This is a genomic window from Mycolicibacterium chlorophenolicum, from assembly GCF_001044235.1.
GTDB classification, from domain to species: Bacteria; Actinomycetota; Actinomycetes; order Mycobacteriales; family Mycobacteriaceae; genus Mycobacterium; species Mycobacterium chlorophenolicum.
The window spans coordinates 665,661-689,217 of record NZ_JYNL01000064.1 but is presented as its reverse complement, the minus strand read 5'-3'; the positions used below and the strand labels follow the sequence as shown (position 1 = coordinate 689,217).

General features: G+C 70.0%; 26 protein-coding genes and 5 pseudogenes. 17 read left to right on the top strand and 14 right to left on the bottom strand.

Going from position 1 to position 23,557, the window contains the following annotated elements; translation table 11 throughout:
- Positions 1-170: 170 nt before the first annotated feature.
- A pseudogene (locus MCHLDSM_RS36605) lies at positions 171-788 on the top strand (S8 family serine peptidase); the annotation flags it as partial.
- Here the strand turns inward: MCHLDSM_RS36605 and MCHLDSM_RS25645 are convergent.
- From MCHLDSM_RS25645 to MCHLDSM_RS35150, 3 genes and pseudogenes are all read right to left on the bottom strand, one after another.
- Positions 778-1,137, bottom strand: a pseudogene (locus tag MCHLDSM_RS25645) (ESX secretion-associated protein EspG); the annotation flags it as partial. The pseudogenes MCHLDSM_RS36605 and MCHLDSM_RS25645 sit on opposite strands and share 11 nt — an antisense overlap.
- Positions 1,137-1,442: a type VII secretion target gene (locus MCHLDSM_RS25640; RefSeq protein WP_048472553.1), complete on the bottom strand. Its 306-nt coding sequence runs from the start codon at positions 1,440-1,442 to the stop codon at positions 1,137-1,139. The pseudogene MCHLDSM_RS25645 and the gene MCHLDSM_RS25640, both read right to left, overlap by 1 nt.
- A gap of 21 nt (positions 1,443-1,463) precedes the next feature.
- Positions 1,464-2,645: an EspA/EspE family type VII secretion system effector gene (locus tag MCHLDSM_RS35150; protein ID WP_234714212.1), complete on the bottom strand. Its 1,182-nt coding sequence runs from the start codon at positions 2,643-2,645 to the stop codon at positions 1,464-1,466.
- A gap of 338 nt (positions 2,646-2,983) precedes the next feature.
- Here MCHLDSM_RS35150 and MCHLDSM_RS25630 point away from each other — a divergent pair, with 338 nt between their 5' ends.
- Entirely contained in the window at positions 2,984-4,159 is a 1,176-nt protein-coding gene (locus MCHLDSM_RS25630; RefSeq protein ID WP_048472552.1) for a MinD/ParA family ATP-binding protein, read from the top strand.
- Between the two features lie 25 nt (positions 4,160-4,184).
- Here the strand turns inward: MCHLDSM_RS25630 and MCHLDSM_RS25625 are convergent, their stop codons facing one another.
- The 4 genes from MCHLDSM_RS25625 to MCHLDSM_RS25610 form a co-directional block, all read right to left on the bottom strand.
- Positions 4,185-4,943: a class I SAM-dependent methyltransferase gene (locus MCHLDSM_RS25625; RefSeq protein ID WP_048472551.1), complete on the bottom strand. Its 759-nt coding sequence runs from the start codon at positions 4,941-4,943 to the stop codon at positions 4,185-4,187.
- Positions 4,940-5,944: a methylenetetrahydrofolate reductase gene (locus tag MCHLDSM_RS25620; RefSeq protein WP_048472550.1), complete on the bottom strand. Its 1,005-nt coding sequence runs from the start codon at positions 5,942-5,944 to the stop codon at positions 4,940-4,942. Before MCHLDSM_RS25620 ends, MCHLDSM_RS25625 begins: the two co-directional genes overlap by 4 nt.
- A 196-nt stretch (positions 5,945-6,140) precedes the next feature.
- Complete coding sequence (locus MCHLDSM_RS25615; RefSeq protein ID WP_048472549.1) at positions 6,141-6,854, bottom strand: PAS and ANTAR domain-containing protein; 714 nt, start codon at positions 6,852-6,854, stop codon at positions 6,141-6,143.
- Between the two features lie 84 nt (positions 6,855-6,938).
- A complete protein-coding gene (locus tag MCHLDSM_RS25610) occupies positions 6,939-7,670 on the bottom strand; it encodes a hypothetical protein (RefSeq protein WP_048472548.1) in 732 nt (243 codons plus the stop codon).
- A gap of 360 nt (positions 7,671-8,030) precedes the next feature.
- Between MCHLDSM_RS25610 and MCHLDSM_RS25605 the strand changes: the two genes are divergently transcribed.
- Complete coding sequence (locus MCHLDSM_RS25605; protein ID WP_043403810.1) at positions 8,031-8,324, top strand: WhiB family transcriptional regulator; 294 nt, start codon at positions 8,031-8,033, stop codon at positions 8,322-8,324.
- Between the two features lie 142 nt (positions 8,325-8,466).
- Here the strand turns inward: MCHLDSM_RS25605 and MCHLDSM_RS25600 are convergent, their stop codons facing one another.
- The gene (locus MCHLDSM_RS25600; RefSeq protein ID WP_048472547.1) at positions 8,467-9,174 is read right to left on the bottom strand and encodes a TetR/AcrR family transcriptional regulator; all 708 of its coding nucleotides are present in this window, start codon (positions 9,172-9,174) and stop codon (positions 8,467-8,469) included.
- An 87-nt stretch (positions 9,175-9,261) separates the two neighbouring features.
- On the opposite strand from MCHLDSM_RS25600, the gene MCHLDSM_RS25595 reads away from it, so the two are divergent.
- Positions 9,262-9,603 carry a hypothetical protein gene (locus MCHLDSM_RS25595; RefSeq protein WP_048472546.1) on the top strand — a complete coding sequence of 114 codons (342 nt, stop codon included), beginning with the start codon at positions 9,262-9,264 and terminating at the stop codon, positions 9,601-9,603.
- 8 nt (positions 9,604-9,611) lie between these two features.
- Here the strand turns inward: MCHLDSM_RS25595 and MCHLDSM_RS25590 are convergent, their stop codons facing one another.
- Together MCHLDSM_RS25590 and MCHLDSM_RS25585 are read right to left on the bottom strand one after the other, a co-directional pair.
- The gene (locus MCHLDSM_RS25590) at positions 9,612-11,156 is read right to left on the bottom strand and encodes an acyl-CoA carboxylase subunit beta (protein ID WP_048472545.1); all 1,545 of its coding nucleotides are present in this window, start codon (positions 11,154-11,156) and stop codon (positions 9,612-9,614) included.
- A complete protein-coding gene (locus MCHLDSM_RS25585; RefSeq protein WP_048472544.1) occupies positions 11,149-11,418 on the bottom strand; it encodes a DivIVA domain-containing protein in 270 nt (89 codons plus the stop codon). The genes MCHLDSM_RS25590 and MCHLDSM_RS25585 overlap by 8 nt, the downstream gene beginning before the upstream one ends.
- Positions 11,419-11,499: 81 nt before the next feature.
- Between MCHLDSM_RS25585 and MCHLDSM_RS25580 the strand changes: the two genes are divergently transcribed.
- From MCHLDSM_RS25580 to MCHLDSM_RS25565, 4 genes and pseudogenes are all read left to right on the top strand, one after another.
- Positions 11,500-11,958 (top strand): EVE domain-containing protein, encoded by a 459-nt coding sequence (locus MCHLDSM_RS25580; RefSeq protein WP_048472543.1) that lies wholly within the window; start codon positions 11,500-11,502, stop codon positions 11,956-11,958.
- Positions 11,955-12,919 (top strand): annotated as a pseudogene (locus MCHLDSM_RS25575) (pirin family protein). The gene MCHLDSM_RS25580 and the pseudogene MCHLDSM_RS25575 overlap by 4 nt, the downstream one beginning before the upstream one ends.
- A 7-nt stretch (positions 12,920-12,926) precedes the next feature.
- Positions 12,927-13,229, top strand: coding sequence for a GNAT family N-acetyltransferase (locus MCHLDSM_RS25570; RefSeq protein WP_048421133.1), 303 nt, complete (start codon positions 12,927-12,929; stop codon positions 13,227-13,229).
- Positions 13,226-13,558 carry a GNAT family N-acetyltransferase gene (locus MCHLDSM_RS25565; RefSeq protein WP_048472542.1) on the top strand — a complete coding sequence of 111 codons (333 nt, stop codon included), beginning with the start codon at positions 13,226-13,228 and terminating at the stop codon, positions 13,556-13,558. Before MCHLDSM_RS25570 ends, MCHLDSM_RS25565 begins: the two co-directional genes overlap by 4 nt.
- Positions 13,559-13,575: 17 nt before the next feature.
- Here MCHLDSM_RS25565 and MCHLDSM_RS25560 read toward each other — a convergent pair whose 3' ends face one another.
- The gene (locus tag MCHLDSM_RS25560; RefSeq protein ID WP_048472978.1) at positions 13,576-14,073 is read right to left on the bottom strand and encodes a pyridoxamine 5'-phosphate oxidase family protein; all 498 of its coding nucleotides are present in this window, start codon (positions 14,071-14,073) and stop codon (positions 13,576-13,578) included.
- 214 nt (positions 14,074-14,287) lie between these two features.
- On the opposite strand from MCHLDSM_RS25560, the gene MCHLDSM_RS25555 reads away from it, so the two are divergent.
- Positions 14,288-14,500, top strand: a complete 213-nt coding sequence (locus tag MCHLDSM_RS25555) for a DUF3072 domain-containing protein (protein WP_048421131.1) — start codon at positions 14,288-14,290, stop codon at positions 14,498-14,500.
- Between the two features lie 7 nt (positions 14,501-14,507).
- Here MCHLDSM_RS25555 and MCHLDSM_RS25550 read toward each other — a convergent pair whose 3' ends face one another.
- The gene (locus MCHLDSM_RS25550; RefSeq protein ID WP_053083083.1) at positions 14,508-15,128 is read right to left on the bottom strand and encodes a hypothetical protein; all 621 of its coding nucleotides are present in this window, start codon (positions 15,126-15,128) and stop codon (positions 14,508-14,510) included.
- Between the two features lie 77 nt (positions 15,129-15,205).
- On the opposite strand from MCHLDSM_RS25550, the gene MCHLDSM_RS25545 reads away from it, so the two are divergent.
- Positions 15,206-16,042, top strand: a complete 837-nt coding sequence (locus MCHLDSM_RS25545; RefSeq protein WP_234714185.1) for a cutinase family protein — start codon at positions 15,206-15,208, stop codon at positions 16,040-16,042.
- 1 nt (position 16,043) lies between these two features.
- Here MCHLDSM_RS25545 and MCHLDSM_RS25540 read toward each other — a convergent pair whose 3' ends face one another.
- On the bottom strand, positions 16,044-17,018 hold the full coding sequence (locus MCHLDSM_RS25540; protein ID WP_048472541.1) for a GlxA family transcriptional regulator: 975 nt from the start codon (positions 17,016-17,018) through the stop codon (positions 16,044-16,046).
- 124 nt (positions 17,019-17,142) lie between these two features.
- Between MCHLDSM_RS25540 and MCHLDSM_RS25535 the strand changes: the two genes are divergently transcribed.
- From MCHLDSM_RS25535 to MCHLDSM_RS25525, 3 genes are all read left to right on the top strand, one after another.
- Complete coding sequence (locus tag MCHLDSM_RS25535; RefSeq protein WP_048472540.1) at positions 17,143-18,375, top strand: MFS transporter; 1,233 nt, start codon at positions 17,143-17,145, stop codon at positions 18,373-18,375.
- Positions 18,372-19,760 (top strand): FAD-dependent oxidoreductase, encoded by a 1,389-nt coding sequence (locus MCHLDSM_RS25530; protein WP_048472539.1) that lies wholly within the window; start codon positions 18,372-18,374, stop codon positions 19,758-19,760. Before MCHLDSM_RS25535 ends, MCHLDSM_RS25530 begins: the two co-directional genes overlap by 4 nt.
- A 139-nt stretch (positions 19,761-19,899) precedes the next feature.
- Positions 19,900-20,322 (top strand): ChaB family protein, encoded by a 423-nt coding sequence (locus tag MCHLDSM_RS25525; protein WP_048472538.1) that lies wholly within the window; start codon positions 19,900-19,902, stop codon positions 20,320-20,322.
- On the opposite strand, the gene MCHLDSM_RS25520 is transcribed toward MCHLDSM_RS25525, so the two are convergent.
- Entirely contained in the window at positions 20,319-20,588 is a 270-nt protein-coding gene (locus MCHLDSM_RS25520) for a YdeI/OmpD-associated family protein (RefSeq protein WP_048421102.1), read from the bottom strand. The genes MCHLDSM_RS25525 and MCHLDSM_RS25520 overlap by 4 nt on opposite strands.
- Positions 20,589-20,701: 113 nt before the next feature.
- On the opposite strand from MCHLDSM_RS25520, the gene MCHLDSM_RS35145 reads away from it, so the two are divergent.
- The 4 genes and pseudogenes from MCHLDSM_RS35145 to MCHLDSM_RS39780 all read left to right on the top strand — a co-directional run.
- Entirely contained in the window at positions 20,702-21,046 is a 345-nt protein-coding gene (locus MCHLDSM_RS35145) for a hypothetical protein (protein WP_053083082.1), read from the top strand.
- 108 nt (positions 21,047-21,154) lie between these two features.
- On the top strand, positions 21,155-22,126 hold the full coding sequence (locus tag MCHLDSM_RS25510) for a GGDEF domain-containing protein (protein WP_234714184.1): 972 nt from the start codon (positions 21,155-21,157) through the stop codon (positions 22,124-22,126).
- A 763-nt stretch (positions 22,127-22,889) separates the two neighbouring features.
- Positions 22,890-23,153 (top strand): annotated as a pseudogene (locus MCHLDSM_RS39785) (HNH endonuclease signature motif containing protein); the annotation flags it as partial.
- Positions 23,154-23,158: 5 nt separating this feature from the next.
- A pseudogene (locus tag MCHLDSM_RS39780) lies at positions 23,159-23,535 on the top strand (DUF222 domain-containing protein); the annotation flags it as partial.
- Positions 23,536-23,557: the final 22 nt, after the last annotated feature.

Below are 23,557 nucleotides of genomic sequence, written 5' to 3'. Positions count from 1 at the left end.
CGGAAAAGAAAGCGGAATGACCCTCCTCCGGGGGACCTTAGTCTGGCTGATGTGCCGGCACCGAGTACGTTCGACGTGACATTTTGCGCCGCCCGACGGGCGGCGCTATGTTTGCTGACGACGTGCCGGACCGCGGGGATCCGGACAGCCCGGGTGGGGGGTGGACAGTAGTGCGGCGACTTGGTGCCTTGTTTGCCGCGATCGCGCTGGTGTTCCTCGTAGCGCCGCCTAGTGCGGGCGCCATCGACCCCCCGGTCATCGATCCGGCCGCCGTTCCCCCTGACGAGACGGGCCCCGACCAGCCGATGGAGCAGCGGCGGGTCTGTGCCGCGCCGACAGTGTTCCCCAACTCCAACTTCGCTGACCGGCCGTGGGCGAGCGACTACCTCCGGCTCGCCGACGCGCAGCGGTTCGCCACGGGAGCCGGGGTAACTGTGGCCGTGATCGACACGGGCGTCAACGGGTCACCACGGGTGCCCGCGGAGCCGGGCGGCGACTTCGTCGATCAGGCCGGCAACGGCATGTCCGACTGCGACGCCCACGGCACCCTCACCGCCGCCGTCATCGCGGGCCGGCCCGCCCCCACCGACGCGTTCGTCGGCGTCGCACCGGATGCGCGGATCCTCTCGCTGCGGCAGACCTCGGACAGCTTCCAACCGGTCGGCACCCGCACCGACCCCAACGACCCCAACGCCACGCAGACCGCCGGTTCGCTGCGCAGCCTCGCCCGCGCGATCGTGCACGCTGCCAACATCGGCGCCCAGGTCATCAACATCAGCGAGGCCGCTTACGACACACCACGAAGCGCACCATTTTGCCACCGACGTCGCGGCGCCACCACCGGCAGTCCAGCGTGCGGTCCGGCCTGCTCAACGCGTCCACCATGGCGGCGACCTCGGGGTGCGGATCCCCGAACGCGGTCAGGATGCCCTGGGCGGTCAGGTCACGGGTCACCTGCTCCCACACGATCTTGCGCTGGTCCTCGTACGGGATGTTGGGTCGGATCCCCAGAGCCAGCGGGAAGTCGACGAGGTGCAGCAGGTCCGCGATGACCAGCATGCCGTCGATGGTCACCTCGGCGCCGACCACGTCGTCGAAGTGGGTGGGTTCGGCGTCGCCGAAGAACGGACTGGCCATCACCGGCGGAGCCGCTCGGCGGACGCCTGGTCGGTGGTCTCGTACCGGTGCGCGGCGAGGGTCAGGTTCTCCTCGAGCGCGAGGGAGTGCCCGGCGATGCTGGCCGCCGCGTCGGCGCGGGCCTGCTGGATCGCCTCGAGCGCCGCCGCCGTGGACCACGCGACCACCCCGTGGGTCGTCCGGATGCGGGTGTCCGCACCGGCGACGGCGGCGGTGGCCGAGGTCATCTCGGCGGCGGCCTGACCGTGCTTGGCGGCGAGTTCGCGCAGGTGCGCGGTCGTCACCTCGAGGGCGTCGTACGACATGGCGGTGTCTTCTCTGCTCGGTTACAGCGGCGGGCGGGTGGCGGCCGGGGCGGGTGCACGCGGCGGTTCGGCCGCCGGCGGCGGCGCCGTGACCGGTGCGCCCGGTTCCGCGGTGGCGGCCGGGGTGGTCGGCTCGTCGTCGGGGGCGGGCTCGGCCGGTTCGTCGGTGCGCTCCTCGTCGGTCGTCGCCCTCTCGACGTCCGGTGCGCCGTCGGTCGACTCGGCGGCCTGCGCCGACGTCGTCGCCGACAGCGCCTGGCCCGCCGCGCTGACGACTCCGGTCAGCGCCGCGGCGATCGGCGCCACCGCGGAGCCGATCGCGCCGCCCACCGCACCGAACACCGACGACATCGCGGCCATCGGATCCGCGGCAGCGGGCGAGGGCGCAGCCTGTCCGGCGGCCGCGGCCTCGGTGCCCGGAGTCGGCGAGCAATGCATCGCAGGTGGTGCAGACGGTGCCGGGGCGGGCGACGCTCCCCCGACGGACGGTCCCGGCTCGGGGGCGGACGGCTGCCCGGGGGTCGGCTCGTCGACGCGACGGCGCTCCACGTCGTCCGAGGGCGGCGTCGGCTCGTCGGGGAGCGGCGGCGGCGCCGTCTTACGGGTCAGCGCCGCATAGCCCTCGGCGAGCCGGCGCAGCTCGGCGGCGTTCTCACCGGTCTCCGACGCCAGGTTGGCGAGCTCCGTGGTGCTGACCAGCAGGGCGGTGTTGACGGCGGTCATCTCGACAGCGGCCTTGAGCGCCTTCCCTACCCCGGGGATCAGGGCCAGCGACCAGGTGGCGTAACCGAGTCTGGACAGATGATCGGACTGGTCATCGAGCTTGCCGCGGTGGTAGTCGACCTGGAAGGCCTCCCGTGCGACGACCGTCTGCACGTCGCGATCCAGCACAGCCAGCGACGCGGCGGACCCGGACTGCCGGCGGTTCGCGGAGGCGTATGTCCGCGAACCGGTGCCGGCCCAGTCGTCCCGGGGGTACGCCGAGTCGACGGTCTGGCCGGCGTCGGTGAAGCCGGAGGCGCCGCGCCCGAACGCCTCGCCGGGGTCGGGCCGACCCCACCCGGTGGTCAGCCGCATCCCGGCGATGAGCAGCTGGCCCGCATCGAGGATCTCGGAGCCGGACGACGCCGTTCGCGCCCGCGCGCCGGCATTGCCGAAAGCGCCACCGAAGACTTTGCCGAACCCGTCGGCATCGTCGGACATCTCCACGCTTGATCACCCCTTCCCGCTGGGAGCCTACCAGCGGGTCACCCCCTACCCTCTCACCAATTTCGGGGGTCGGGGACCCATGGTGCGGTGTGAGATCACGCCTATCAGCTACTACTAAGAGTGGTACAAGCTGGTTGTTCGCCGAGAAGGCAAATTTGCGATCCTGCTTGGCCATCTGGGTCGTCGTCGACGGGGCCGGGGTCGGCTGCACCACCGACTGCCCACTTCCCAGTCAGTTGACCGGTCAAGGACCCAGATGGCAGATGTCTTTGCTAAGGGGGTCGCCCCGTACGCTGAGGCCCTGCACGATGGCACCGGCGAGGAGACGCGTTGTGACGGACCGCGATGAGACACTGCGGGGCGAATCGGGGTGGACGGACTCGGGGACCCCTCCCACGGGTCAGTCCCCTGTCGTGCCGTCCCGCCCGCCGATCGACGCGAGCCCGACGCAAGTCCTGAGGCCCGGGGCGCCGGTACGCCCACCCGCGTGGCCGCCGGCGGGACGTCCGACGCCGCCGCCCGGCCCCTGGCCGCCGCGGCCTCATGAACCCGACACCGCGGGGCTGCCGGCCCAGCCGGGGTCGTACGCCGAGCGCATCCGCCCGGCCGACCTCGTTCCGGTGCGCAAGCCCACGCCCGGCCGGGGATGGCGGCGGGTTCTGTTCAAGGCCACGTTCGGTCTGATCAACCTCGGGCCGTCGCCGGCCGAACGCCGTATCGCCGGACTCGAAGCGGCGATCCGGGCGCCGCTGCGCGGGCACTTCAAAGTCGGCGTGATGGGCAAGGGCGGCGTCGGCAAGACCACGGTCTCGGCGTGCATCGGCTCGGTGTTCGCCGAACTCCGCCAGGACGATCGCGTGGTGGCCGTCGACGCCGACACGGCGTTCGGCAAGTTGGGCAGCCGGGTGGATCCCCGTGCCCAAGGCTCGTTCTGGGAGCTCGCCGGCGATCAGCACCTCGAGACGTTCGCCGACGTCCGCAATCGTGTCGGCAGCAACGCCGCCGGACTGTTCGTGCTCGCCGGCGAAGCGACTCCCGCGCGCCGACGCGTGCTCGACCCGGCGATCTACCGCGAGGCGACAGCGCGACTCGACCGCCACTTCACGATCTCCGTCGTCGACTGCAGTTCGACCATGGACTCCCCGGTTACCCAGGAGGCGCTGCGCGATCTCGACGCGCTCGTCGTGGTGTCCTCGCCGTGGGTCGACGGCGCGGCGGCCGCCGGGCAGACGCTGGACTGGCTGGCCGCGCGCGGTTTCAACGGCCTGCTGCACCGCACGGTGGTGGTGCTCAACGACTCCGACGGTCACGCGGACAAGCGCACGAAAACCGTTCTGGCACAACAGTTTTCTGGACACGGCCAACTGATCGTGGAGGTGCCGTTCGACGGCAACCTCCGACCGGGCGGCGTGATCGAAGGGACCCGGGATCTGTCGCCGGCCTCGCGGGTCAAATTCCTCGAGATCTGCGCGGCCTTGGCCGCGCACTTCCCGCACGACCAGCGCTGATCGGGCCGAAGGCCTCGGCAAGGAATCAGGTCTGCCGCAGGCTCAGCACCTCACCGAAGATCCGTCCGTCGGCAAGCAGGTCTCCCATCTGCCCGGACTGGCGCTCCGACACCTGCCAGGCCGGATCGTCGCCGTAGCGGCGCGCCAGTTCCTCATCCACCCGGTCGACGCGGTCCTGCCATTCGTCGGGCATCTCCGGAAGGTCGGACGTGCGCATCCGCGACACCGCGGCCAGACCGGCAGCGGTCAGCGCGTCGCGCAGCGAATCCGGTGTCGGGAAGTTGTTGCCGTCCGGTATCTCGTCCTCGGTCAGCGGCGTGTGCGCGACGAAGACGAGCAGGCCGATCCGGCCCGGCGGCCGCACCACGCGACGCAGCTCGCGCAGCACAGCGACGTGGTCGGGGGTCGTGCACACCACCCCCAGGCACCAGGCCGCGTCGACTGCGGCGTCGGCGACCGGCAACGCGTCGGCACTGCCCTGCACGGTCGGGTAACCGAAGAGCGACCGCGCGGCGCGGCACGCACCCGCCTCAGGCTCGACCAGCAGCGGCAGAACCGGTTGCCGATCGACGGCATACGCCGCAGGCCCGCCGACCCCGGCGCCGCAGTCGAGCAGCGACTCCCCGCCGCGCAGCTCGAGCTCGTCGATCAGCCAGTCGAGGGCGGCCGGATTGCCACTGCCCCGGCATCCGGCGGGAACGTGGTACGGCGGTCCCAGATCGCGAGCCACCGCCGCCGTCCATTCGGCCACCGTGTCGAACTCCGCCGACATCGCGTCACTCATCGCGCCTCCCTCCCCTGTCGGATCCGTCGTCCCACTTCGGCCTTGATCTCGGCGCCGGCCCGGGTTCCCGCCCCCGACGCCAGCCCCGACACGTTGACCCCGTCCACACCGTCGATGGCCAGCAGCGCCCGGGCCTCGGCGACGGCGGCCTCGATGCCCGCCTCGACCGGATCGGGTGCCCCGAGGACGCTGTCGACCACGGCGGGGTCCACCGCCAGCCCGGGCAGGCCCTGCAGCACGGCCGCCGAAAGCTCGTCGGTGATCACGGCGACGGCCGCCAGCACAGGGATCGCCAGCCCGGCCGCGCGTGCAGACGCCATGAAGTCGGCCACCACCGCCGGTGCGGACATGTGGTTGAGCACCGCGATGCCGGCACCGGCCCGCTGCTTCTGCACCAGCCGCAACGGCCGTCCCGAAACCGGTGGCGCCGAGGGTGTTTCGGGCACGGCGGCGGTGACGCCCACATCCGCCGCCAGTGCCACCAGACGCGGTCCGTCGAGGTCGAACGTCTGCGTGACATCGGGACGCACGTCGTAGGCGCGCCCGTCACCGGTCACGCAGAGCACGGTCTGGACACCGGTCAGCGCCAGCCCGCGCAGCTCCTGCTCGAGCACCACGCGATTGCGATCACGGCACGACAGCGTGATCCACGGCTGCACCCCGGATTCGAGGAGCAGGCGGCCCATCAGCGTGGGCGGGAAATCCGGCCGGTTCTGATGCTCGCCCACCAGCACCGCGTCACAGGAGTCGGCCAAGGCGTGCGCCGTGGCCGCCACATCGGCTGTGTCGAACGGAAGGCAACTGAAGTCGGTGAGGATCAGTGGCGCCATCACGCGCGGCGCTTCCGCCGGGGCGCCGTCCCACAGCACGGTCTCGGGGAACGCGCACGGTCCGGGCCGCATCTCGCACTGGCCGTCGGGACGGACCCCGCCGCAGGGGCCGAACTGCATGTGCTTCGGGCAGGCATCCGCCTCGTCCTCCCCTACCGACTCTGCCGTCATCGCACCTCCGTGTCGTCGGAGCATCGTGCCCCGCCCCGGGGGCACCCAAACGCGGACCGCCGGGGCCTTAAGGCCGTACGGAGTGGACCTTTGGCCCCATCCGCGGCGCCGGGAGCGTCCCTAGGCTCGGAGGAAGCGCGGAACGGGACGGTTGCCTCTGGTTCGGCGTCAGGCGAAACCGGAGGCAACTCCGCCGTTAAGAAGCAGCGCCGGCCCTGTTCTCGCCGTTCGCCCCCGCATCCTGTGTGCCGGAGGGCAACCGCTGATGAGCGGTCATCAACACCCCGTCGTACACCTCCCGCGTCGGCAGCGCACCGTCGTTCTGCAGCGCACGGAAGTCGACCAGGATCTGCTCGGCCAGCAGTCGCAGCTTCACGTTCGCCTGTTGCGAGCGCCACCGCAGCAGGTCGAAGGCGGCGGCGGCGTCGATGCCGTAGACCACCATCAGCATGCCTTTGGCCTGCTCGATGGCCGCGCGGTGCTCGGCGAACTCGGCGACCTGGGCCGACATCTCGCTGCGCCGATCGTCTTCGTAGGCGGTCAGGTCCACGTAGAAGCCATCACTTCCCACCACCTGGCCGCTGTCGTCACGCAGCTGGTTGCCGACCACGATCACGTGATGGATGCGGCCGTGCACGTCCCGGATGCGGTGCCGCGAGCTGAACGCCGCCCGGGTTTCGCGGATTCGCTCCATGAGCGCGGCCATCTGGGCGCGGTCGGCGGGATGCTTGTGACTGAGCACCAGTTCGGTGGTGGGAACGACGGTGCCGGGCTGATAGCCGTGGATCTGCGCCACCTCGTCGGACCACTCCCACCGGTCCTCGTCGAAGAGGTAACGCACCCAGCCGATCCTCGGCGCCGCGGACCCGGCGTCGCCACCGGCGCCTGTGGCGCCGTCAGGTGTCGGCACTGATGCGCTCCCCCACGTCCTCGAGTTGCAGGTATCTCCCAAAATACCGACCCGCCCGCGCACGGGGCCCCGATCGCAGCGAACTCACGTGATCTGCGTGATCAGCGCCTCGATGGCCTCGGCGTCCTCCGCCGCCACCGGTTCACCGGCCTCGGCCTGCGCCACCGCCTGCTCGGCGACGCCGGCCGCCTGCGCGGTTTCCTGAACGGTCAGGTTCGCGCCGCGGCGCGCGGCGTAGAGCCGCTGTCCGAGAGTGGCACCGGGGGCCTGCGCAGCCCGCATCATCAGGTCGTCGTAGAGGCCGCGCACCGCACCGAGCGCCTTGATCAGGGCGGGGGTGACGCGGCCGATCCGCGCAGCCCGAGCCGCAACGGCTTCCAGCTGTCGCAGATCGGCCAGCATCGCGGTGATCCGGGGCGTGAAGGCCGGGTCGTCGACGGGTGGCAGCGACGCCACCGTGGTCGACATCGTGCTCACCGCGGGGACGACGGCCTGAGCGATCAGGGACGCCTCGTCGCCGGCCCCGGGGGGCACCGCCGGCGGGCGCGGCCGGTCGGCCTGCCCGGTGCGCAGCCGTTCGATGGTTCCGGACGGCCATTGCAGCACTTCTTCGAGCTTGGCCCGGGTGCGCTGCCGCGGCCAGCTCCTGCCCTTTTCGAAAGCGATCAGCGCACCGGCGTTGATGACGCCCTCGGCGGCCAGGCGGCGCTGGCTGATGTCGAGTTCGCGGCGCCGCGCCGCTGCTGCGGCCCCGGCCCTGACCATCCCGGGATCGGGCGCGTCGGTCGATTCCTCGATCGACTCCGCGTTGATCATGTGCCGGGGATTCCTCGTGTGTGGTCGGGGCCCGAGAGGGCGGACGGATCGTAGCGAGCGGGGCGAGTACCGCTACGACTCGGTGGTGCCTGCGCAACGGTTCGACGTCAAAACTACACCGTCAGGACGGCCATAACCGCATCAACGCTACATCTTTTTGATGACGTCTGGCGTGCTGCCGCTGCGGCGATAATTCGCAGTTCGCAGCCTGTTTTCCGGCCCAGAACTGCCATCGTCGGATGGCGTCGGACCCCACCTCGCAACAGTTCGTTCACTGAAACTGTTGCATCGCTACGGTTTGTCGGTTAGCTTTCCTCCCATCGCGGCGGATGCGCCGCCCAGGCACAGAGGAGCTACCCGATGAACGCAACACCGTGGGACGAGACACCGGTCGGCGAGTGCACCCGGGACCCTGACCGATGGACCACCACCGCGGACGACGAGGCGAAGGCGATCTGCCGTTCCTGCCCGCGCCGGTGGCTGTGCGCGAAGGAAGCCTGCGAGTCACCCCGCGCCGAGGGGTTGTGGGCGGGCATCTACGTGCCCGAGGCCGGCCGCGGCCGTACCTTCGCTCTGCGCCAGCTCAAATCGCTGGCCGAGCAGAACGGCCAGCGGGTCGGCGAGCGCCGGGTGTACTACGCCGAGATCGCATGAGCGTCGATCTGGTCCGGACTATCACCGGTACCCGCCCGGTTGACTCTGCTGGCGGTGCCGGGCATGCCCCGGGCTCCAACCCTTTCCGTCGCTTCGAGCGACCACTCGCCGAGAGGCGCCATGGCGGCACCGCCCCCCAACTTCATGACGCGCTGCGCGGCGACGCGTCCAGTCCGCTCAGCATCAGCTGCAGCGAGGATTCGAACGACGACCGCAGCATCAGGGCGCGCAGGTGCGGCGCCGCCGCAGCCGCATGAGGAGCCTCGGATCGAGGCACCCGGTTTCCGAGCTCCTGCCAGGCGGCGTTGTCACTGCTGCGGATCTCCGGGGACAACGAGAGGAACGCCGACTCGAGCATCGCCTGCCCGAGGAGGAAGTCCCCCAGCGAGCGGAACCGGTGGGCGGCCGTCTCGGCGTCGAACCCGCCTTCGCGCAGCAGCCCGATGGTCAGCTCCACGACACGAATCTCGTTGTCCATACCGGTCGTTCGCGTCGCCACCGCGAAGCTGGTCTGCGGGAACTCGTTGACGTACACGCGGTAGAGCGCCCGCGCGAGGTCGGCCAGTGAGTCGATCCAGTGCTCCCGGCGCGACCAGCTGTCGAGCGCGATGCCGATCATCCGGTCCGCCACTGCGCGCAGCACGTCGTCGACACCGCCGAAGTAGCGATACAGCGCCGAAGCGTCCGCACCGACAGCCGAGGCGAGCGTCCTGGCGCTCATCACCGCCGCACCGCGCTTCTCGATCAGGTTCACCGCCGCGTCGATGTACGCCTCGCGCGAGAGGTCCGTTCCCGCGCGGGTACGGCGCCGTCGTCGCCCGGCAGCCGGCTGCCGCCCCGATTCGGCCATCCACCACCCCTTACGTCAACACCGTTGACTGTACGTAGGTATTGCCAGAAGCTTGAACGCTGCGGAACGAGACGGGGAAAGAGGGTCATGGGGGACAGCACGAAGGTCACCGCTCTACGCATCCGACGCATCGCCCACGACGGCGGCTATCTGTCCTATGAGGTGGACGCGCGGGCTGCGGACGGGCAGATCGGCCGGTACACGTTCACCGGGAACGTCTTCGTCGGGCCGGTGGTGATCACGGGCAACGACAAGGGTGCGCCTGTGAACGTGGTGGTTCACCATCCACGCCGGTTCGGCGAGTTCGCGGCCGAGCAGTGGGTGCGCCGCTTCTTCGCCGAGTGGCGGGAAGAGGATGCGCACACCGAGGACATCGCCGCCGTCACCGACGGCTGGTTGACCACCGGGTGGCAGGCGCGCTGCGGCTGATCAGCCGCTCACCACGTGTCGACGAACCGGCCGCCGCTGCGGTGCGGCCGACCCGCGGCAGTCAGCGTCGCGGCGATCACCGACCGGGTTTCCGCGGGGTCGATCACGTCGTCGATCTCGAAGAGCATGGCCGCGTTGAGGGCGCGCGCGTTGTCCTGCGCGGCCGCGGTCACCTGCCGCACCCGGGCCTCGCGCTCCGCGTCGTCGGCGATCGCCTCCAGTTCCTTGCGCAGCCCGAGGCGGACCGCGCCCTCCAGACCCATCGGTCCCAGATGCGCACCCGGCCACGCCACCGTCAGCACCGGCTCGTGCAAGCTGCCGCCCGACATCGCCTGGGCGCCCAGGCCGTATCCGCGCCGGAGCACGACAGCGACCATCGGCACCCGAAGCGCTGCGCCGGCGACCAGCATCCGGGACGCCCGGCGCACCAGTGACTCCGCTTCGGCGGCCGGGCCGACCATGTAGCCGGGGCAATCGATCAGTGACACCACCGGCAGTCCGAACGCGTCGCAGAGCTGCAGGAAGCGCGCCGCCTTGTCCGAAGCCGCCGCGGTGATGGCCCCGGCCGTGAATCGGGTGTCGTTGGCGATCACCCCGACCGCGCGCCCTTCGATGCGGACCAGGGCGGTCACCATCTCGCGCGCGAAGCGGGGACGCAGAAAGGTCACCGAGCCGTCGTCGGCGAGTGTTTCGATGACGGGCGCGACGTCGTAGGCGCGCCGCTCGCGTTCGGGCACCGCGGTGCGCAGCGCCGTCTGGTCACGCGCGGTCCACTGCGCGACGTCGCCGGTGAAGTAGCCGAGCAACCGCTTCGTCACGACGACGGCCTCGGCTTCGTCGGCGACGACGACGTCGACGTTGCCGTTGGGTTCCTGCACGCTCATCGGGCCCACAGCGTCGGGCGGCACGTCACCCAGCCCGCCGCCGGCGATCATGGCCGGTCCTCCCATACCCAGTGAGGCGTCCTTGGTCGCGACGATCAGATCCGCGGTTCCCGCGATCACCGCATTACCGGCGAAACAGCGGCCTTTCACCACGGCGATGCGAGGAACGACGCCGGAGAGCTTGGCCCACAACGCGAATGCGCGGGTGTCGAGCGCCGACACCACGGGGTAATCGGTGTCCCCCGGCCTGCCACCCCCGCCCTCGGCGAAGAACACCGTGGGCAGCCGCATGCGGTCGATGAGCTCGAACAGTCGGTCTTTCTTGCGGTGCCCGAGTGCGCCCTGCGTTCCGGCGAGCACGGTGTAGTCGTAGGACAGGACCGCGCAGGCCTTGCCGTCGATGCGGGCGGTGCCGGCGACGAGTCCGTCGGCAGGCGTCCGGGCGATCAGGTCCTCGAGGTCCCGACGCATCCGCTGCGGGGCGATCGCGAACCGCCCGTATTCGACGAAGGAGCCCGGGTCGACCAGGTCGGCGACGTTCTCCCGGGCGGTGCGGCCCTGCGCGGCGTGCCGACGTTCGACCGCCTCGGGACGGGCGGCGTCCTCGGTCAGCGCGCGCCGGCGCAGCAGTTCGGCCAGATCGTCGCGGAACTCGTCGGACTCAGGCATCGAGGTCGGCGATGGCCGCGGCGATGTCGTCGAGCAGCGCATCGACCTGCTGCTCGTCGAAGCCCCGCTTGCCGAACGGGGGCTTGTTGAACCGCACCGCGCGCACGTCCTCGGCGGACAGGTGACCGCGGCCGTCGAGGCGGCGGGCCGCGAGCGCGACGAAGTCCTGCACCGATTTCTCGTCGTATCCCCGCTTGCCCCAAGGCGGTTTCTCGAACGTGACGTTGCGCAGATCCTCAGCCGTCAGCTCGCCGTCGCCCATGGGCTCAGACTCTAACCAGTTATCCACAGGGCCTGTGCACAGACGCGGCCGCGCGTCGGTGCCCGGGCATACCGTGCGGACATGACGAACTGGATCAACACGGTGAGCCGTGATCATGTGGAACGCGGGGTGCGCGGCCGCTTCACTCAGGCCAACCACGGCAAACCGCACATGCTGCGCAAGATGGCCAGAGGGGACTGGATCATCTTCTACTCGCCCAAGACGGCCTACCCGGACGGCGCACCGCTGCAGGCGTTCACCGCCATCGGCCGCGTCGCCGATGACGAGCCGTATCAGGCGGAGGTGGCGCCGGAGGTCGCGCACTGGCGGCGCAACGTCGACTTCCTCGACTGTGCCGAGACGCCCATCCGGCCGCTGATCGACGAGCTCGGCTTCATCGAGGACAAGTCCCGGTGGGGTTACAAGTTCCGCTTCGGGGTGTTCCGCATCGACGACCACGACCTGGAGGTCATCCGTGCCGCGATGGTCGACTCCGCGTCCGTCGGCCGAACCGGTGAGGAGACTACTGTGAGTCCATGAGCAATACCGACGCGGCGCCCTCCGAAGTCGACTGCGGCCCTTCGTCATTCACCGGGGTGCTGCATCCGCGGGAGGTGCCGCTCGGCGGACCGCGCGCGATTACGGTGCGGCGCACGCTGCCGCAGCGGGACCGGTCGCTGATCGGGGCGTGGTGCTTCGCCGACCACTACGGGCCGCACGCCTGCGTGGCGGGCCGGGCATGGACGTGCCCCCGCATCCGCACACCGGATTGCAGACGGTCAGCTGGTTGTTCAGCGGGCAGATCGAGCACCGGGACAGTGGCGGGGTGCACGCCGTGGTGCGTCCCGGGGAGTTGAACCTGATGACCGCCGGGGCCGGCATCTGCCACTCCGAAGTGTCGATGGTCGACGCGCCTGTGCTGCACGGCGCGCAGCTGTGGGTGGCGCTGCCCGGTTCCGACCGCGACACCGGCCGCGATTTCGCCCACCACGTGCCACGACCCCGCACCGTCGGCGCGCTCACGACGCGGGTGTTCCTCGGCGAACTCGACGGTGAGCGCTCACCGGTGCACACCTTCACCCCGCTGCTGGGGGCGCAGCTCGATCTCGACGCCGGTGTCGAGGTGACGCTCGATGTGGACACCGGATTCGAGCACGGCGTGCTGGTCGACCAGGGCAGCGTCGAGGCGTGCGGCACCGCGCTCGCGATCGCCGACCTGGCCTACCAGGGCACCGGCCATGCCGCGCTGCATCTGGCCAATCGCGGCGACGGCCCGGCGCGGGTGCTGCTGCTCGGCGGAGTGCCGTTCACCGAAGAGCTCGTCATGTGGTGGAACTTCGTCGGCCGCAGCCACGCGGAGATCGTCGCGTTCCGCGAGCAGTGGCAGGGCCGGGACGCCCGCTTCGGGGACGTGATCGGCTACCGCGGCGACGTCACCCGGCTGCCGGCTCCGCCACTGCCGAACGCCACGTTGCGACCGCGGCCCAATCCGCGGGTATAGAGAACAGATGGCCAACGACAGAACCGGGGCGCCGACGGAGGTCGTCGCCGAACCGGACCGCTTCAGCATCTCCGTGGAGGGCCGCCCGGTGGGCTTCGCCGACTTCTACGATCGCGACGGTCGGCGGGTCTTCCCGCACACCGAGGTCGACCCACGGTTCCAGGGCCGCGGGCTGGCCACCATCCTCGTCCGTGAAGCGCTGGAGGCGACCCGCGCCGCGGGTCTGCGCGTCGTGCCACAGTGCTGGATGGTCGCCGAGTTCATCGACAAGAATCCCGAGTTCGCCGATCTGACAGGAGACCCCGCATGACCACCGACAAGACCGGCGCACCGACCGAGGTCACCGCCGGGGCGGACCGGTTCACGATCTCCGTCGACGGACAGCAGGCCGGCTTCACCGAGTTCGTCGACCACGACGGCCAACGCATCTTTCCGCACACCGTCGTCGACGACGACTACTCCGGGCGCGGGCTGGCGACGATCCTCGTGCGGGAGGCCCTCGAAGCCACCCGCGACGCCGGACTGCGAATCGTCCCGGTGTGCTCGATGGTCGCCGGATACATTGAGAAGAACCATGAATTTGACGACATCGTCGACCCCGTGACCACCGATGTGAAACGGGTGCTCGCGCGGCGCTGAGCGCACGCGCCCGGCCGCTACAGGTACTGCGCGGTGCTCCCCGAGACCGGCATCCCGCCCAAGCCCAGCTTGCGGTGATCCCAGCTGCGCATCCGCGACGGCACCACCCGGACGCAGATGCGGTTGTTCATCATCTGGTCGACGAACGGCCGCACCTCCTCGGTGTACGGGCCGGTGTAGCGCTCCCACACGCTGATCCCGACCCGCAGGTTGGTGTCCGGATCGTCGTAGATCTCGGCACTGCCGTCGATCGACACCCCCCGCAGGGTGTCGTAGGACAGACCGTCTTCGATCATCACGGTGATCGTCGGGTCACGGCGCAGGTTGACGGCCTTCTGCGACTTGGCTTTGGTTTCGAACCAGATCTCGCCGTCGAGCACCGCGTACCACATCGCCACCAGGTGCGGCCGTCCGTTCGGCAGGACGGTCGCCATGGTGGCCGTGCGGCTGCGTTCGATGAACTCGGTGATCTCACCGTCGGTCATCACGATCTTCGCGCGTTCGTTCTTGCCCACGATCTGCGATCCTTCCAGGCCGCCCAGCGACGACTCCGGCGGGTCGATCCGTTTGATCATGGAGCACATGGGAAAGGAACCCTTGGGGGTAGCTACGGGGCGGCCGTAGTCCCAAGGCCTCGTCAGGGTTAAGCAACAGCCCGGCGGGGCCGCCTCATTTCCCAGGTTTCGAACACACGTGCGAGGGGCATCCCGGGTGCGGAGGTGAACGACGATGACAGACAACGAGAATCACGCACCGCAGGAGAACGCCGAGAAGGACCCGTCCCAGTGGGTCACCGGCGAGGAGCCCATGACGGGCCCGCAGCGCAGTTATCTGCACACCCTCGCCCAGGAAGCCGGTGCGGAGGTCCCCGAGGACGCGACGAAGGCGCAGGCGTCCGAACTGATCGACCAACTGCAACAGCAGACCGGTCGCGGCAACTGAAGCGGGGTCAGTAGAAGAGCACCGGTGGCAGCGGGCGCAGACCGCCACCACTGGTGCTTCCCGCGAAGCGGACCGGCCCGTCGTGTGATCCGGTGAGACGGAGCGACCCGATGCGACGGAACTGGCCCACCGGCGGGCTGATCATGAAGCTCACCTCGCTGCCCGCCGCGAACCGCAGGTCACGGCCGGTGGTGTTGGGGCGTGCGCCGAACAGAATCGGTTGCAGCCCAGCCAGATACAGCCACAGCGAGGAGTAGAGCGGGGCCACCGGGTCGCTCGGGAGCACCGCGTGGTGCAGCGGCGCGCCGTCGCCCGACGATGCCAGCAGGAAGTCCTGATCGCGGCCGGCCCCGTAGACGTCGCACAACTTGATGCACAGCTTGCGCGGGGCGGGGGCGCGGTCATCGGGACCGGCCTGCACCAGGGCGCGGTGGGTGACACCGGGGCGGAGCGCCCGCACCGAAGGGACCGCGGCGGTGGCGTCGATGGTGAGTGTGGCCTCGAAGGTGTCGCCGGGCGCACTGAACACGTCTCCCGCGTACCCGATCACCGCGGTGGCGGTGTCCCGTACCGCGCGAGCACCGGCGAGCAGGTCGGCCGGATCGGCGATGCGCATGCCCTTCTTCATACCCGCTACGCCGGTTGCCCATGAGCGTGCCCTCGCGGAGAGGCGCGGGCGCCGCTCATCTGTGTCACGATCGACAGGTGGGGTGTGCAATTCGTTCGATCCGTCCTTTCCGTGTCGCCGCGGCCGTCGCCGTGAACCTGGTGCTCGCATCGCTGGCCATGCCGTCGGCCGTGGCCCAGCCACCGGCGCCCGCGCCGAACCTGCCCGGTCCGCCGCCGGCGGTGCCGGTTCCGCCGCCTCTTCCGGCCGCGCCGGAGGCACCGCCCGCGGTCGCCGCGCCGCTCGACGCCGCGGCTCCGCCGCCCGGGTGTCCCGATGTGCAGGTGCTTTTCGCCCGCGGCACCACCGAACCCCCGGGGCTGGGCGCGATGGGCCAGGCGTTCGTCGACGACCTCAAGGCCCGCGTCGGTCCGCGGTCGGTGGCGGTGTACCCCGTCGACTACCCCGCGAGCCCCGACTTCCCCACCGCGCTGCAGGGTGTGGTCGACGCCAGCACGCAAGTCCAGAAGACCGCGGCAGCGTGCCCCGACACCCACATGGTGCTCGGCGGATACTCCCAGGGCGCGGCCGTGATGGGCTTCGTGACAACCGAATTGATCCCCGACGGGGTGTCGGCCTCCGAGGTGCCGCAGCCGATGCCGCCCGACATCGCCAACCACGTCGCCGCGGTGGCACTGCTGGGCACACCGTCGGACCGGTTCATGAATGTCATCCAGCAGCCGGAGGTCAAGATCGGTTCGCTGTACCAACCCAAGACCATCGAGCTGTGCGTGCCGGACGACTTCGTCTGCTCACCCGGCAACGACATCGGCGCCCACGCCCGCTACATCTCCGACGGTCTGGTCGGTCAGGCAGCGGACTTCGCCGCGAGCAAGATCGCCGCCAGCCCCAAGCCGACGTCCCAAGCGGGTTGAGTCACCCGTCGAATTCCCTGTCCGCGAACGCTTTTCGGTAACTCGAGGGTGACATGCCGAGCCCTCGCCGCAGATGATGGCGCAGATTGGCCCCTGAGCCCAACCCCGACTGACGGGCGACTTCGTCGACGCTGAGGTCGTGGCCTTCCAGCAGTTCGCGCGCCCGGTCGAGTCGCCGGTTGCGCATCCACACCCCGGGCGGCTGCCCGGTCTCCTCCCGGAACCTGCGGATGAACGTCCGGGTGCTCATGCCGGCATGCCGGGCGAGCTGCTCGATGGTCAACGGCTCCTGCAGATGTGCGCACGCCCAGCCGCGGGTGGCGGCCGTCGACGCGGAGTCATCGCGGGGCAGCGGCGTTTCGATGAACTGGGCCTGGCCGCCCTCCCGCCAGGGCGGCACCACGCAGAAGCGGGCGACGGCATTGGCCACCTGTCCGCCGTGGTCGCGGCGGATGATGTGCAAACACAGGTCGATACCCGCCGCCAGGCCGGCGGAGGTCAGGACGTCGCCGTCGTCGACGAAGAGCACGTTCTCATCGACGTGCACCGCCGTGTGCAGCGCGCGGAGGTCGTCGGCGTACCGCCAGTGGGTGGTGGCGACGCGCCCGTCGAGCAGTCCCGCCGCCGCCAGCACGAAGGCACCGGTACAGATCGACACGACCCGCGCACCGGCGGGGATGCGCGCGACGGCGGCGCCGACCTCGTCGTCGAGCCGGCCCTCACGACGGACGGCTGTGTTGCGCGTGCCCGGGATGATCACGGTGTCCGCGTCGTCGAGCGCCTCCGGACCGGCTTGCGGCACGATGGCGAACCCATTGGTCGACGGCACCGGATCGCCGGTGGCGCCGCAGGTCACCACCTCGTAGAGCGGTCCGCCGTCTGCTTCGGCGGCGCCGAACAACGTCGGCGCGATCGCCGCATCGAAGCCCACCACCGGATCGACCAGCAGCACGACCACCTTGTGCCGACGATTCATCCCTCCAGCTTGGCATGTTCTTGACGAATATCGGCAGTCTTGCCACTGGTGCGGCTGGAGTTCCCTCGGCGATAGTCGTCCGGTGACCGTCACCGCTCGAGCGCGCCGACGCGCCGGTCCCCGCATGCACTGGGCGTGGGTGGTGGCCGCCGTCAGCTTCGTCGCGATTCTCGGCGCCGCCGGATTCCGCTCGGTTCCCGGCGTCATGATGAACCCCCTGCACCACGAGTTCGGCTGGTCGCACGGCGTCGTCGGGCTCGCGATGTCGGTCAACATGACGTTGTTCGGGCTGACCGCCCCCTTCGCCGCGGCCCTGATGGATCGGTTCGGGATCCGGCCGGTGCTGACCGTCGCGCTGAGCATGATCGCCGCGGGCAGCGCGTTGAGCGTGCTGATGGTCGCCAGCTGGCAGCTGGTCCTGCTGTGGGGCGTGCTCGTCGGCACGGGGACGGGTGCCATCTCGATGGGCTTCGTCGCGACGATCGCCACCCGCTGGTTCGTCGCCAACCGGGGTCTCGTCACAGGCATCCTCACCGCCGCCAGCGCGACGGGACAGCTCATCTTCCTGCCCGTGGTCGCCGCGGTCAGCACCCGGCACGGCTGGCGGTGGGCCTCGTTGCTGGTCGCCGCGGCCGCTCTCGCGGTGGTCCCGCTGGTGCTGGCCTTGATGCGAAACTGGCCGCAGGACAAGGGATTGGAGCCGTACGGGCAGGCGCCGGCGGCGCCCACCGGACCGGCGCCCACCCCGCCGGGCAGCAGCTTCGCCGCAGCGTTCTCCGGTCTGCAGCGCGGTGCGCGGGTGCCCGCGTTCTGGCTGCTGGCCGGCAGCTTCGCCATCTGCGGGATGACCACCAACGGCCTGATCGGCACACACTTCATCCCCGCCGCCAACGACCACGGCATGCCGACCACCGTGGCCGCGAGCCTGCTCGCGGTGATCGGCGTGCTCGACGTGGCCGGCACGATCTTCTCCGGCTGGCTCACCGACCGCGTCGACCCGCGGGTGCTGCTGGTGGTCTACTACACGGGCCGCGGGGTGTCGCTCCTGCTGCTGCCCACCCTCCTGTCCCCCCGGGCGGAACCCAGCATGTGGGTGTTCATCATCTTCTACGGCCTGGACTGGGTCGCCACCGTTCCACCGACGATCGCGTTGTGCCGCAGCTACTTCGGCGACAACACACCCGTCGTGTTCGGGTGGATCTTCGCGTCGCACCAGCTCGGTGCCGCCGTCGCGGCGGCCGGCGCCGGTTGGCTCCGCGACATGAAAGGTAACTACACCCTGGCGTTCCACCTCGCAGCAGGGCTGTGCCTGCTCGCCGCCGTAATGTGTACAGCCGTGCGAAGGAAAGCCCAGTGACCGCCGCGGACACCCACCTCGACGCCGACCTCGTGGTGATCGGTTACGGTAAGGGCGGCAAGACGCTCGCCGCCACGCTGGCCCGTCAGGGTTGGTCGGTGGTCATGGTGGAGCGGTCGCCGATGATGTACGGCGGCACGTGCATCAACACCGGATGTGTGCCGACCAAGGCGCTCATCGCGCGATCCGAACACCTGGCGCCCGGCGCCCATCCGCAGCACTATCGGGACGCCGTGGCCGCCACCGCACAGCTCACCTCGACACTGCGTGCCGCCAACTTCGCCATGCTCGACACCCTCGACGCGGCCACCGTGCTGACCGGTGAGGCGGTGTTCCGGGACGCACACAGCATCGAGGTGCAGACCGCCGACCGCGGAACCGTCACCGTCAGCGGCCGCCACATCGTGGTGGGCACCGGCTCGCATGCCGTCATCCCCGACGTCCCCGGGCTGCGCGACGCGGCGAACATCGCGACGAGCACCGAGATGCTCGTCCAGGACCGCCTGCCCGACCGGCTGGTCGTGCTTGGCGGCGGGTACATCGGCATGGAGTTCGCCGCCATGTACGCCGCGTACGGCTCGCAGGTCACCGTCCTCGAACGTCACGCCGACATCCTCGGCCAGGAGGATGCCGACGTCGCCGACTGCGCCCGCGAGGTGATGGAGGCCGCCGGCGTGCGGATCGTGACCTCGGCCGTCATCGACCGCGTCGACGATCAGGGGGACGGCACCAGCACCGTGGCTTTCCACACCGAGGCAGGGCCGGAGACACTGCCGGCCGACACGATCCTGGTCGCGCTCGGCCGTACACCCGCGACCGAGTCCCTCGCCCTGGACCGGGCCGGTGTGAAAGTCACTGCGCGCGGCGCGATCTCGGTCGACGAGCACCTGCGCACCAGCCAGCCTCACATCTTCGCCGTCGGCGACGTCAACGGTGGCCCGCAGTTCACCTACGTCTCCCTCGACGATCACCGGATCGTGCTCGACCAGCTCACCGGCACCGGTGCGCGCAGCACCACCGACCGCACGGCGGTGCCGTACACCCTGTTCCTCACTCCCCCGCTCTCGCGCGTCGGCCTCACCGAACGCGCGGCGCTCGAGGAGGGGCGTTCCATCAAGACCGCGGCGATGCGCGTCGCCGACATGGCAACCGTTCCGCGCGCCCGGATCGTCGAAGAGACCGCGGGCATGATGAAGGTGGTCGTCGACGCCGCCACCGACGAGATCCTCGGCGCCGCGCTGCTGTCCTACGACTCGCACGAGGTCATCAACACCGTCGCGCTCGCGATGCGCCACGGCATCACAGCGTCGGCGTTGCGCGATGAGATCTACACTCACCCGTCGATGACCGAGGCGTTCAACCAGCTCCTCGGCGCGCTGCACTAGGGCCTGCACTGGTCGGAACCGGGTGACTCCGACGTGTCGATTGCCGTCGCGGGGGTAACCGTGACGGCGTGCAGGTGCACTGGTCGGCACCCCGCCAATAGGTCTGCTGCACGGTTGCTTTCGAGAGAGGACGGCCGCGATGCCGAAGACCACCAAATCGGGCGAGGCCAAAGAGAGCGAACTCCCGAGCACGCTGCAGAAATCCGAGGACAAGGCGAAGCGCACGTTCGCCAAGGCGCACGACGCCGCAGCCGAGGAGTACGGCGAGGGTGAGCGCGCCTACCGCGTCGCCTACAGCGCACTCAAGCACAGCTACGAGAAGGTCGGCGACCACTGGGAGGAGAAGGAGCAGCGTGGCCCCTCTGACGAGCGGGCGGAAAGCGGCGGCCCGAACGCGGCGGGGGAAACGGCCGAGGGCGTCAACGCCAACGCCACCAAGAAGCACCTCGTCGACCTGGCCAAGCGGCTGAACATCGCGGGCCGCTCCCGGATGTCGAAAGACGAACTCGTGGAAGAGATCAAGAAGGCGAACAGGCGGGAGAGCCGCAAGTCCCGCAGCTAGGCCCTGCCGGTCCGCTCGCGGTGCTTGCACCCGGGCCAGCAGCACGGCCGGCGCTTGCCCTCCTCGAGTTCCTCCTGGGTGCGGCGGATGCGGCGCTCGCGGGTCGTCGCCTGCTTGGCATCGGTCACCCAGCAGATGAATTCGTTGCGCGCCAGCGGTGTGATGTCGTTCCATGCGGCCAGCGCCGAGGGGTTGGCGCCCAGCGCCGTTCGCAGGTCATCGGGCATGTCGTGGACGACTCCGCCGAGGACGGTCGCGTTGCTCACGGCATCAGATTAACCCTGGCGGCGACGCAGAATTGGTGTCCGCGGGCCTTCGATCGCGCCATATGCTGATGGCAGCGTGTGCCATGGTGGTTCGAACCGACGGGGGGAGAGCAGTGTCGATTCTGCAACTGGCGACGGATCTGGCGGTGCCTGAGCACCCCGGACGGCTGGTGGGGGCGATGGTCGTCCAAGTGGCCATCGTCGGCGGGCTCATCTGGCTCATCGTGTGGGCGGTCCGCAACGCCCGCGCGCCTAAGCCGCCGCAGAATCCGTACCCTCCCGCCTACTACCAGCAGTTCCCGCCAACGCAGGCGCCGTGGCCGCCGCAGCCGCCCTACCCCGCCCCGCCGGGCGGGACCTGGCCGCCCCAGTCGCCACCGCCCTACCCGTACCCGACGCCCGGTTGGCCCCAGCAGGCCCCGCCACCGGGCGGTCCGCCGCCCGGGCAGCGTTCGTAGCCGGCACGGGGGATGAGGCGGCTTCGCCGTTCCGCTGAGCACCATCTCTGGCTGAGCGAGTACCTGGTCGCGCGTGGGGTCGCGCGACGGACCCGGTTGTGTCTCGCCGTGACCAGTGCGGCGATGGCGGCGGGGGTGCTGACGCTGCTCTTCGGGGCCGGCGGCCCGCAGGAGGCGGGAGCGCCAGCGCTGATGTGGGTCGCGTTCGCCGGCGGGATGTTCGGGACCGCAATGTGGCTGTGGAGATGGCCCTCACACGCGATGTCGCTGGCGTTCGTCGCCGTCACCACGATGTCGGTCACGGCGGCGTGCCTGGCTTATCCCGATCCGCTGGCTGCGCTGCTGGGCTGCATCGCGTTCACCACCATCGTCGGCTACGCGGCGTTCTTCCACTCACCCGAAGTCGTCGCCGGCGTTCTGCTGGTCGTCGCGGCCGTCGCCGTCGACCAGGCAGCCGGGCTCGCCGCGCAGGGGCGGTTCGCACTCGCGGCGGTCGATCTGTTCCTCATCCTCCAGTGCAGCATCGGCGTTGCGCTCGCGCTCTACAGCCTGGTCCGAACCCTGCGGGGCGATTTGGCCGCAGCCGATCTCGACCCGCTGACCGGGCTCCTCAACCGACGCGCCTTCCGCAGGACCGTCGGCGGACGCCTTTCGAATCACCAGGGCAAGGGCGGCTACCTGCTCACCGCGCTGCTCGATCTCGACGATTTCAAAGCCATCAACGACACTCACGGGCACGCGGCGGGAGACCAAGCCCTCGTGGCCGTCGCCGAAGCTCTGCGCGCGACGGCGACTCCGAGCGCGGTCATCGCGCGAAGCGGCGGGGAGGAGTTCTTGTTCGCCGACTTCGCATCCGCGCACGACGTCGTCGCGCGCTACGAGGAGCTGTGCGCGGTCATCGCCGGTCTGCCGGTGTCCGTCACGGCCAGCATCGGCACGTCCTTCGCCGACCTCGCCGCGCTGACCCCGCGATCCCATAATGAACTGCTGGACCGCCTGATCGTCGCCGCCGACCAGGCGATGTACGACGCAAAACGCCAGGGCGGCAATCGATGTCATCACTACGGAAGCGTGCACTGACGCCGAAAAGCAAGCGGGCCGCGCCGGGGTAGGCGCGGCCCGCCGGAGAGCGCGGAACGTTCGTGCGGACTACGTATACGGCCACGGCACGTGGCGGTGCGCCCAGGGTCGGGCGCCTTTTCTGACGTAGCAATGTTCGTGGACGGCACGTACGTCCAGCACTCTCATCGGGTTCATTCAGGCATCGTTCGTGGCTCACCACCTCCTGTTGCAGTCGACGTCCCGGGACGGCCTTCTCAGCGCCGGAGGTGAGCGCTGCCGGGGCCACACCCAGGGGGACGGTTCATCGGGCCGGGAGTGTTCACCGGCACCGATCGGGCGAGAAGGATTGCGCGGCAAGGCCAGTGTGATCGTTCGTGTCCGAGGTGCGACCCGCTGCGTCGCAGGACGTTCGCAGTGCGTGACCTGCAGCCAGGCGGCGTGCACGATCGCTTCTGCGTACGTCACCGCCGGGCACTCGCTGTCGACCCGGGTCGTCATCAACACCACATCCACCTCGCTTCGAGATGACCTATGTCGCCGATAACACATCTCTTACCACCGCGGCACGTCGGATTCAAGAGTTCATCGCCATCATTTCTCTTCATAGCTGTTCCGGGGCAACATCTTCGGGGGTTTTCACCGCGGTGCTGTCGCAGCGTCGCTTTGTGTCTTGAGTCGAGACGTTGGCGCTGACCTTCACCTTCCGCGATCTGGCCATCTGACAATCCTTCTCCGGCGACCCTGACGGAAAGTTTGAGTCAGTGAATTTGTCGGTGGTCGAATGTATGTTCGAATCATGTCGACGGGCGATCTGCGGGCCGCGGTGGCCACGGTGGTGGCCGCCGTCGACGAACTGACTGCCTGCGATGCCGATCTGGCGACCCGCGCCGAGTTGGTCGACGTCTTGGACGAGCTGGAAACCGTGTGGTGCCGGCTGCCCGCGCTGCGGCACCGCCTGTTGGCGCGGCTGCAGGTCGAGACCACCCCGCAGCAGATGGGCGCCAAGAACTGGAAAGACGTGCTGGCGATCCGGTGGCGCATCTCCNCCTGTTGGCGCGGCTGCAGGTCGAGACCACCCCGCAGCAGATGGGCGCCAAGAACTGGAAAGACGTGCTGGCGATCCGGTGGCGCATCTCCCCGTCCGAGGCGCACCGCCGCCTCACCGAGGCCGCGCTGCTCGCCCCGCGCCAACCCGTCACCGGACCGCCGCTGCCGCCGGTCTTGCATGCCACCGCCGTCGCCCAAGAGTTGGGGTTGATCAACGCCGAGCATGTCGAGGTGATCCGTAAAGCCGTCGACAAGCTGCCCGGGTTCGTCGACACCACCACGCGCGAGCAGTTCGAGGTCGACCTGGTCCGCGACGCGGTCGGGGCCGGCCCGAGCGCGGTCAAAGACGCCGCCGATCAGCGGTTGTTCCTGCTCGACCANGCGCGAGCAGTTCGAGGTCGA

What these genes read in the sequence shown, in the direction of transcription:
- MCHLDSM_RS25525 (WP_048472538.1), top strand. Translation starts at nt 19,900, where the DNA reads ATGCCGAAGACCACCAAATCGGGCGAGGCCAAAGAGAGCGAACTCCCG.
- MCHLDSM_RS25595 (WP_048472546.1), top strand. Translation starts at nt 9,262, where the DNA reads ATGGGGGACAGCACGAAGGTCACCGCTCTACGCATCCGACGCATCGCC.
- MCHLDSM_RS25600 (WP_048472547.1), bottom strand. Translation starts at nt 9,174, where the DNA reads ATGGCCGAATCGGGGCGGCAGCCGGCTGCCGGGCGACGACGGCGCCGT.
- MCHLDSM_RS25540 (WP_048472541.1), bottom strand. Translation starts at nt 17,018, where the DNA reads ATGAATCGTCGGCACAAGGTGGTCGTGCTGCTGGTCGATCCGGTGGTG.
- MCHLDSM_RS25605 (WP_043403810.1), top strand. Translation starts at nt 8,031, where the DNA reads ATGAACGCAACACCGTGGGACGAGACACCGGTCGGCGAGTGCACCCGG.
- MCHLDSM_RS25580 (WP_048472543.1), top strand. Translation starts at nt 11,500, where the DNA reads ATGACGAACTGGATCAACACGGTGAGCCGTGATCATGTGGAACGCGGG.
- MCHLDSM_RS25610 (WP_048472548.1), bottom strand. Translation starts at nt 7,670, where the DNA reads ATGATCAACGCGGAGTCGATCGAGGAATCGACCGACGCGCCCGATCCC.
- MCHLDSM_RS25625 (WP_048472551.1), bottom strand. Translation starts at nt 4,943, where the DNA reads ATGAGTGACGCGATGTCGGCGGAGTTCGACACGGTGGCCGAATGGACG.
- MCHLDSM_RS25550 (WP_053083083.1), bottom strand. Translation starts at nt 15,128, where the DNA reads ATGAAGAAGGGCATGCGCATCGCCGATCCGGCCGACCTGCTCGCCGGT.
- MCHLDSM_RS35150 (WP_234714212.1), bottom strand. Translation starts at nt 2,645, where the DNA reads ATGTCCGACGATGCCGACGGGTTCGGCAAAGTCTTCGGTGGCGCTTTC.
- MCHLDSM_RS25555 (WP_048421131.1), top strand. Translation starts at nt 14,288, where the DNA reads ATGACAGACAACGAGAATCACGCACCGCAGGAGAACGCCGAGAAGGAC.
- MCHLDSM_RS25590 (WP_048472545.1), bottom strand. Translation starts at nt 11,156, where the DNA reads ATGCCTGAGTCCGACGAGTTCCGCGACGATCTGGCCGAACTGCTGCGC.
- MCHLDSM_RS25570 (WP_048421133.1), top strand. Translation starts at nt 12,927, where the DNA reads ATGGCCAACGACAGAACCGGGGCGCCGACGGAGGTCGTCGCCGAACCG.
- MCHLDSM_RS25640 (WP_048472553.1), bottom strand. Translation starts at nt 1,442, where the DNA reads ATGTCGTACGACGCCCTCGAGGTGACGACCGCGCACCTGCGCGAACTC.
- MCHLDSM_RS25620 (WP_048472550.1), bottom strand. Translation starts at nt 5,944, where the DNA reads ATGACGGCAGAGTCGGTAGGGGAGGACGAGGCGGATGCCTGCCCGAAG.
- MCHLDSM_RS25565 (WP_048472542.1), top strand. Translation starts at nt 13,226, where the DNA reads ATGACCACCGACAAGACCGGCGCACCGACCGAGGTCACCGCCGGGGCG.
- MCHLDSM_RS25535 (WP_048472540.1), top strand. Translation starts at nt 17,143, where the DNA reads ATGCACTGGGCGTGGGTGGTGGCCGCCGTCAGCTTCGTCGCGATTCTC.
- MCHLDSM_RS25585 (WP_048472544.1), bottom strand. Translation starts at nt 11,418, where the DNA reads ATGGGCGACGGCGAGCTGACGGCTGAGGATCTGCGCAACGTCACGTTC.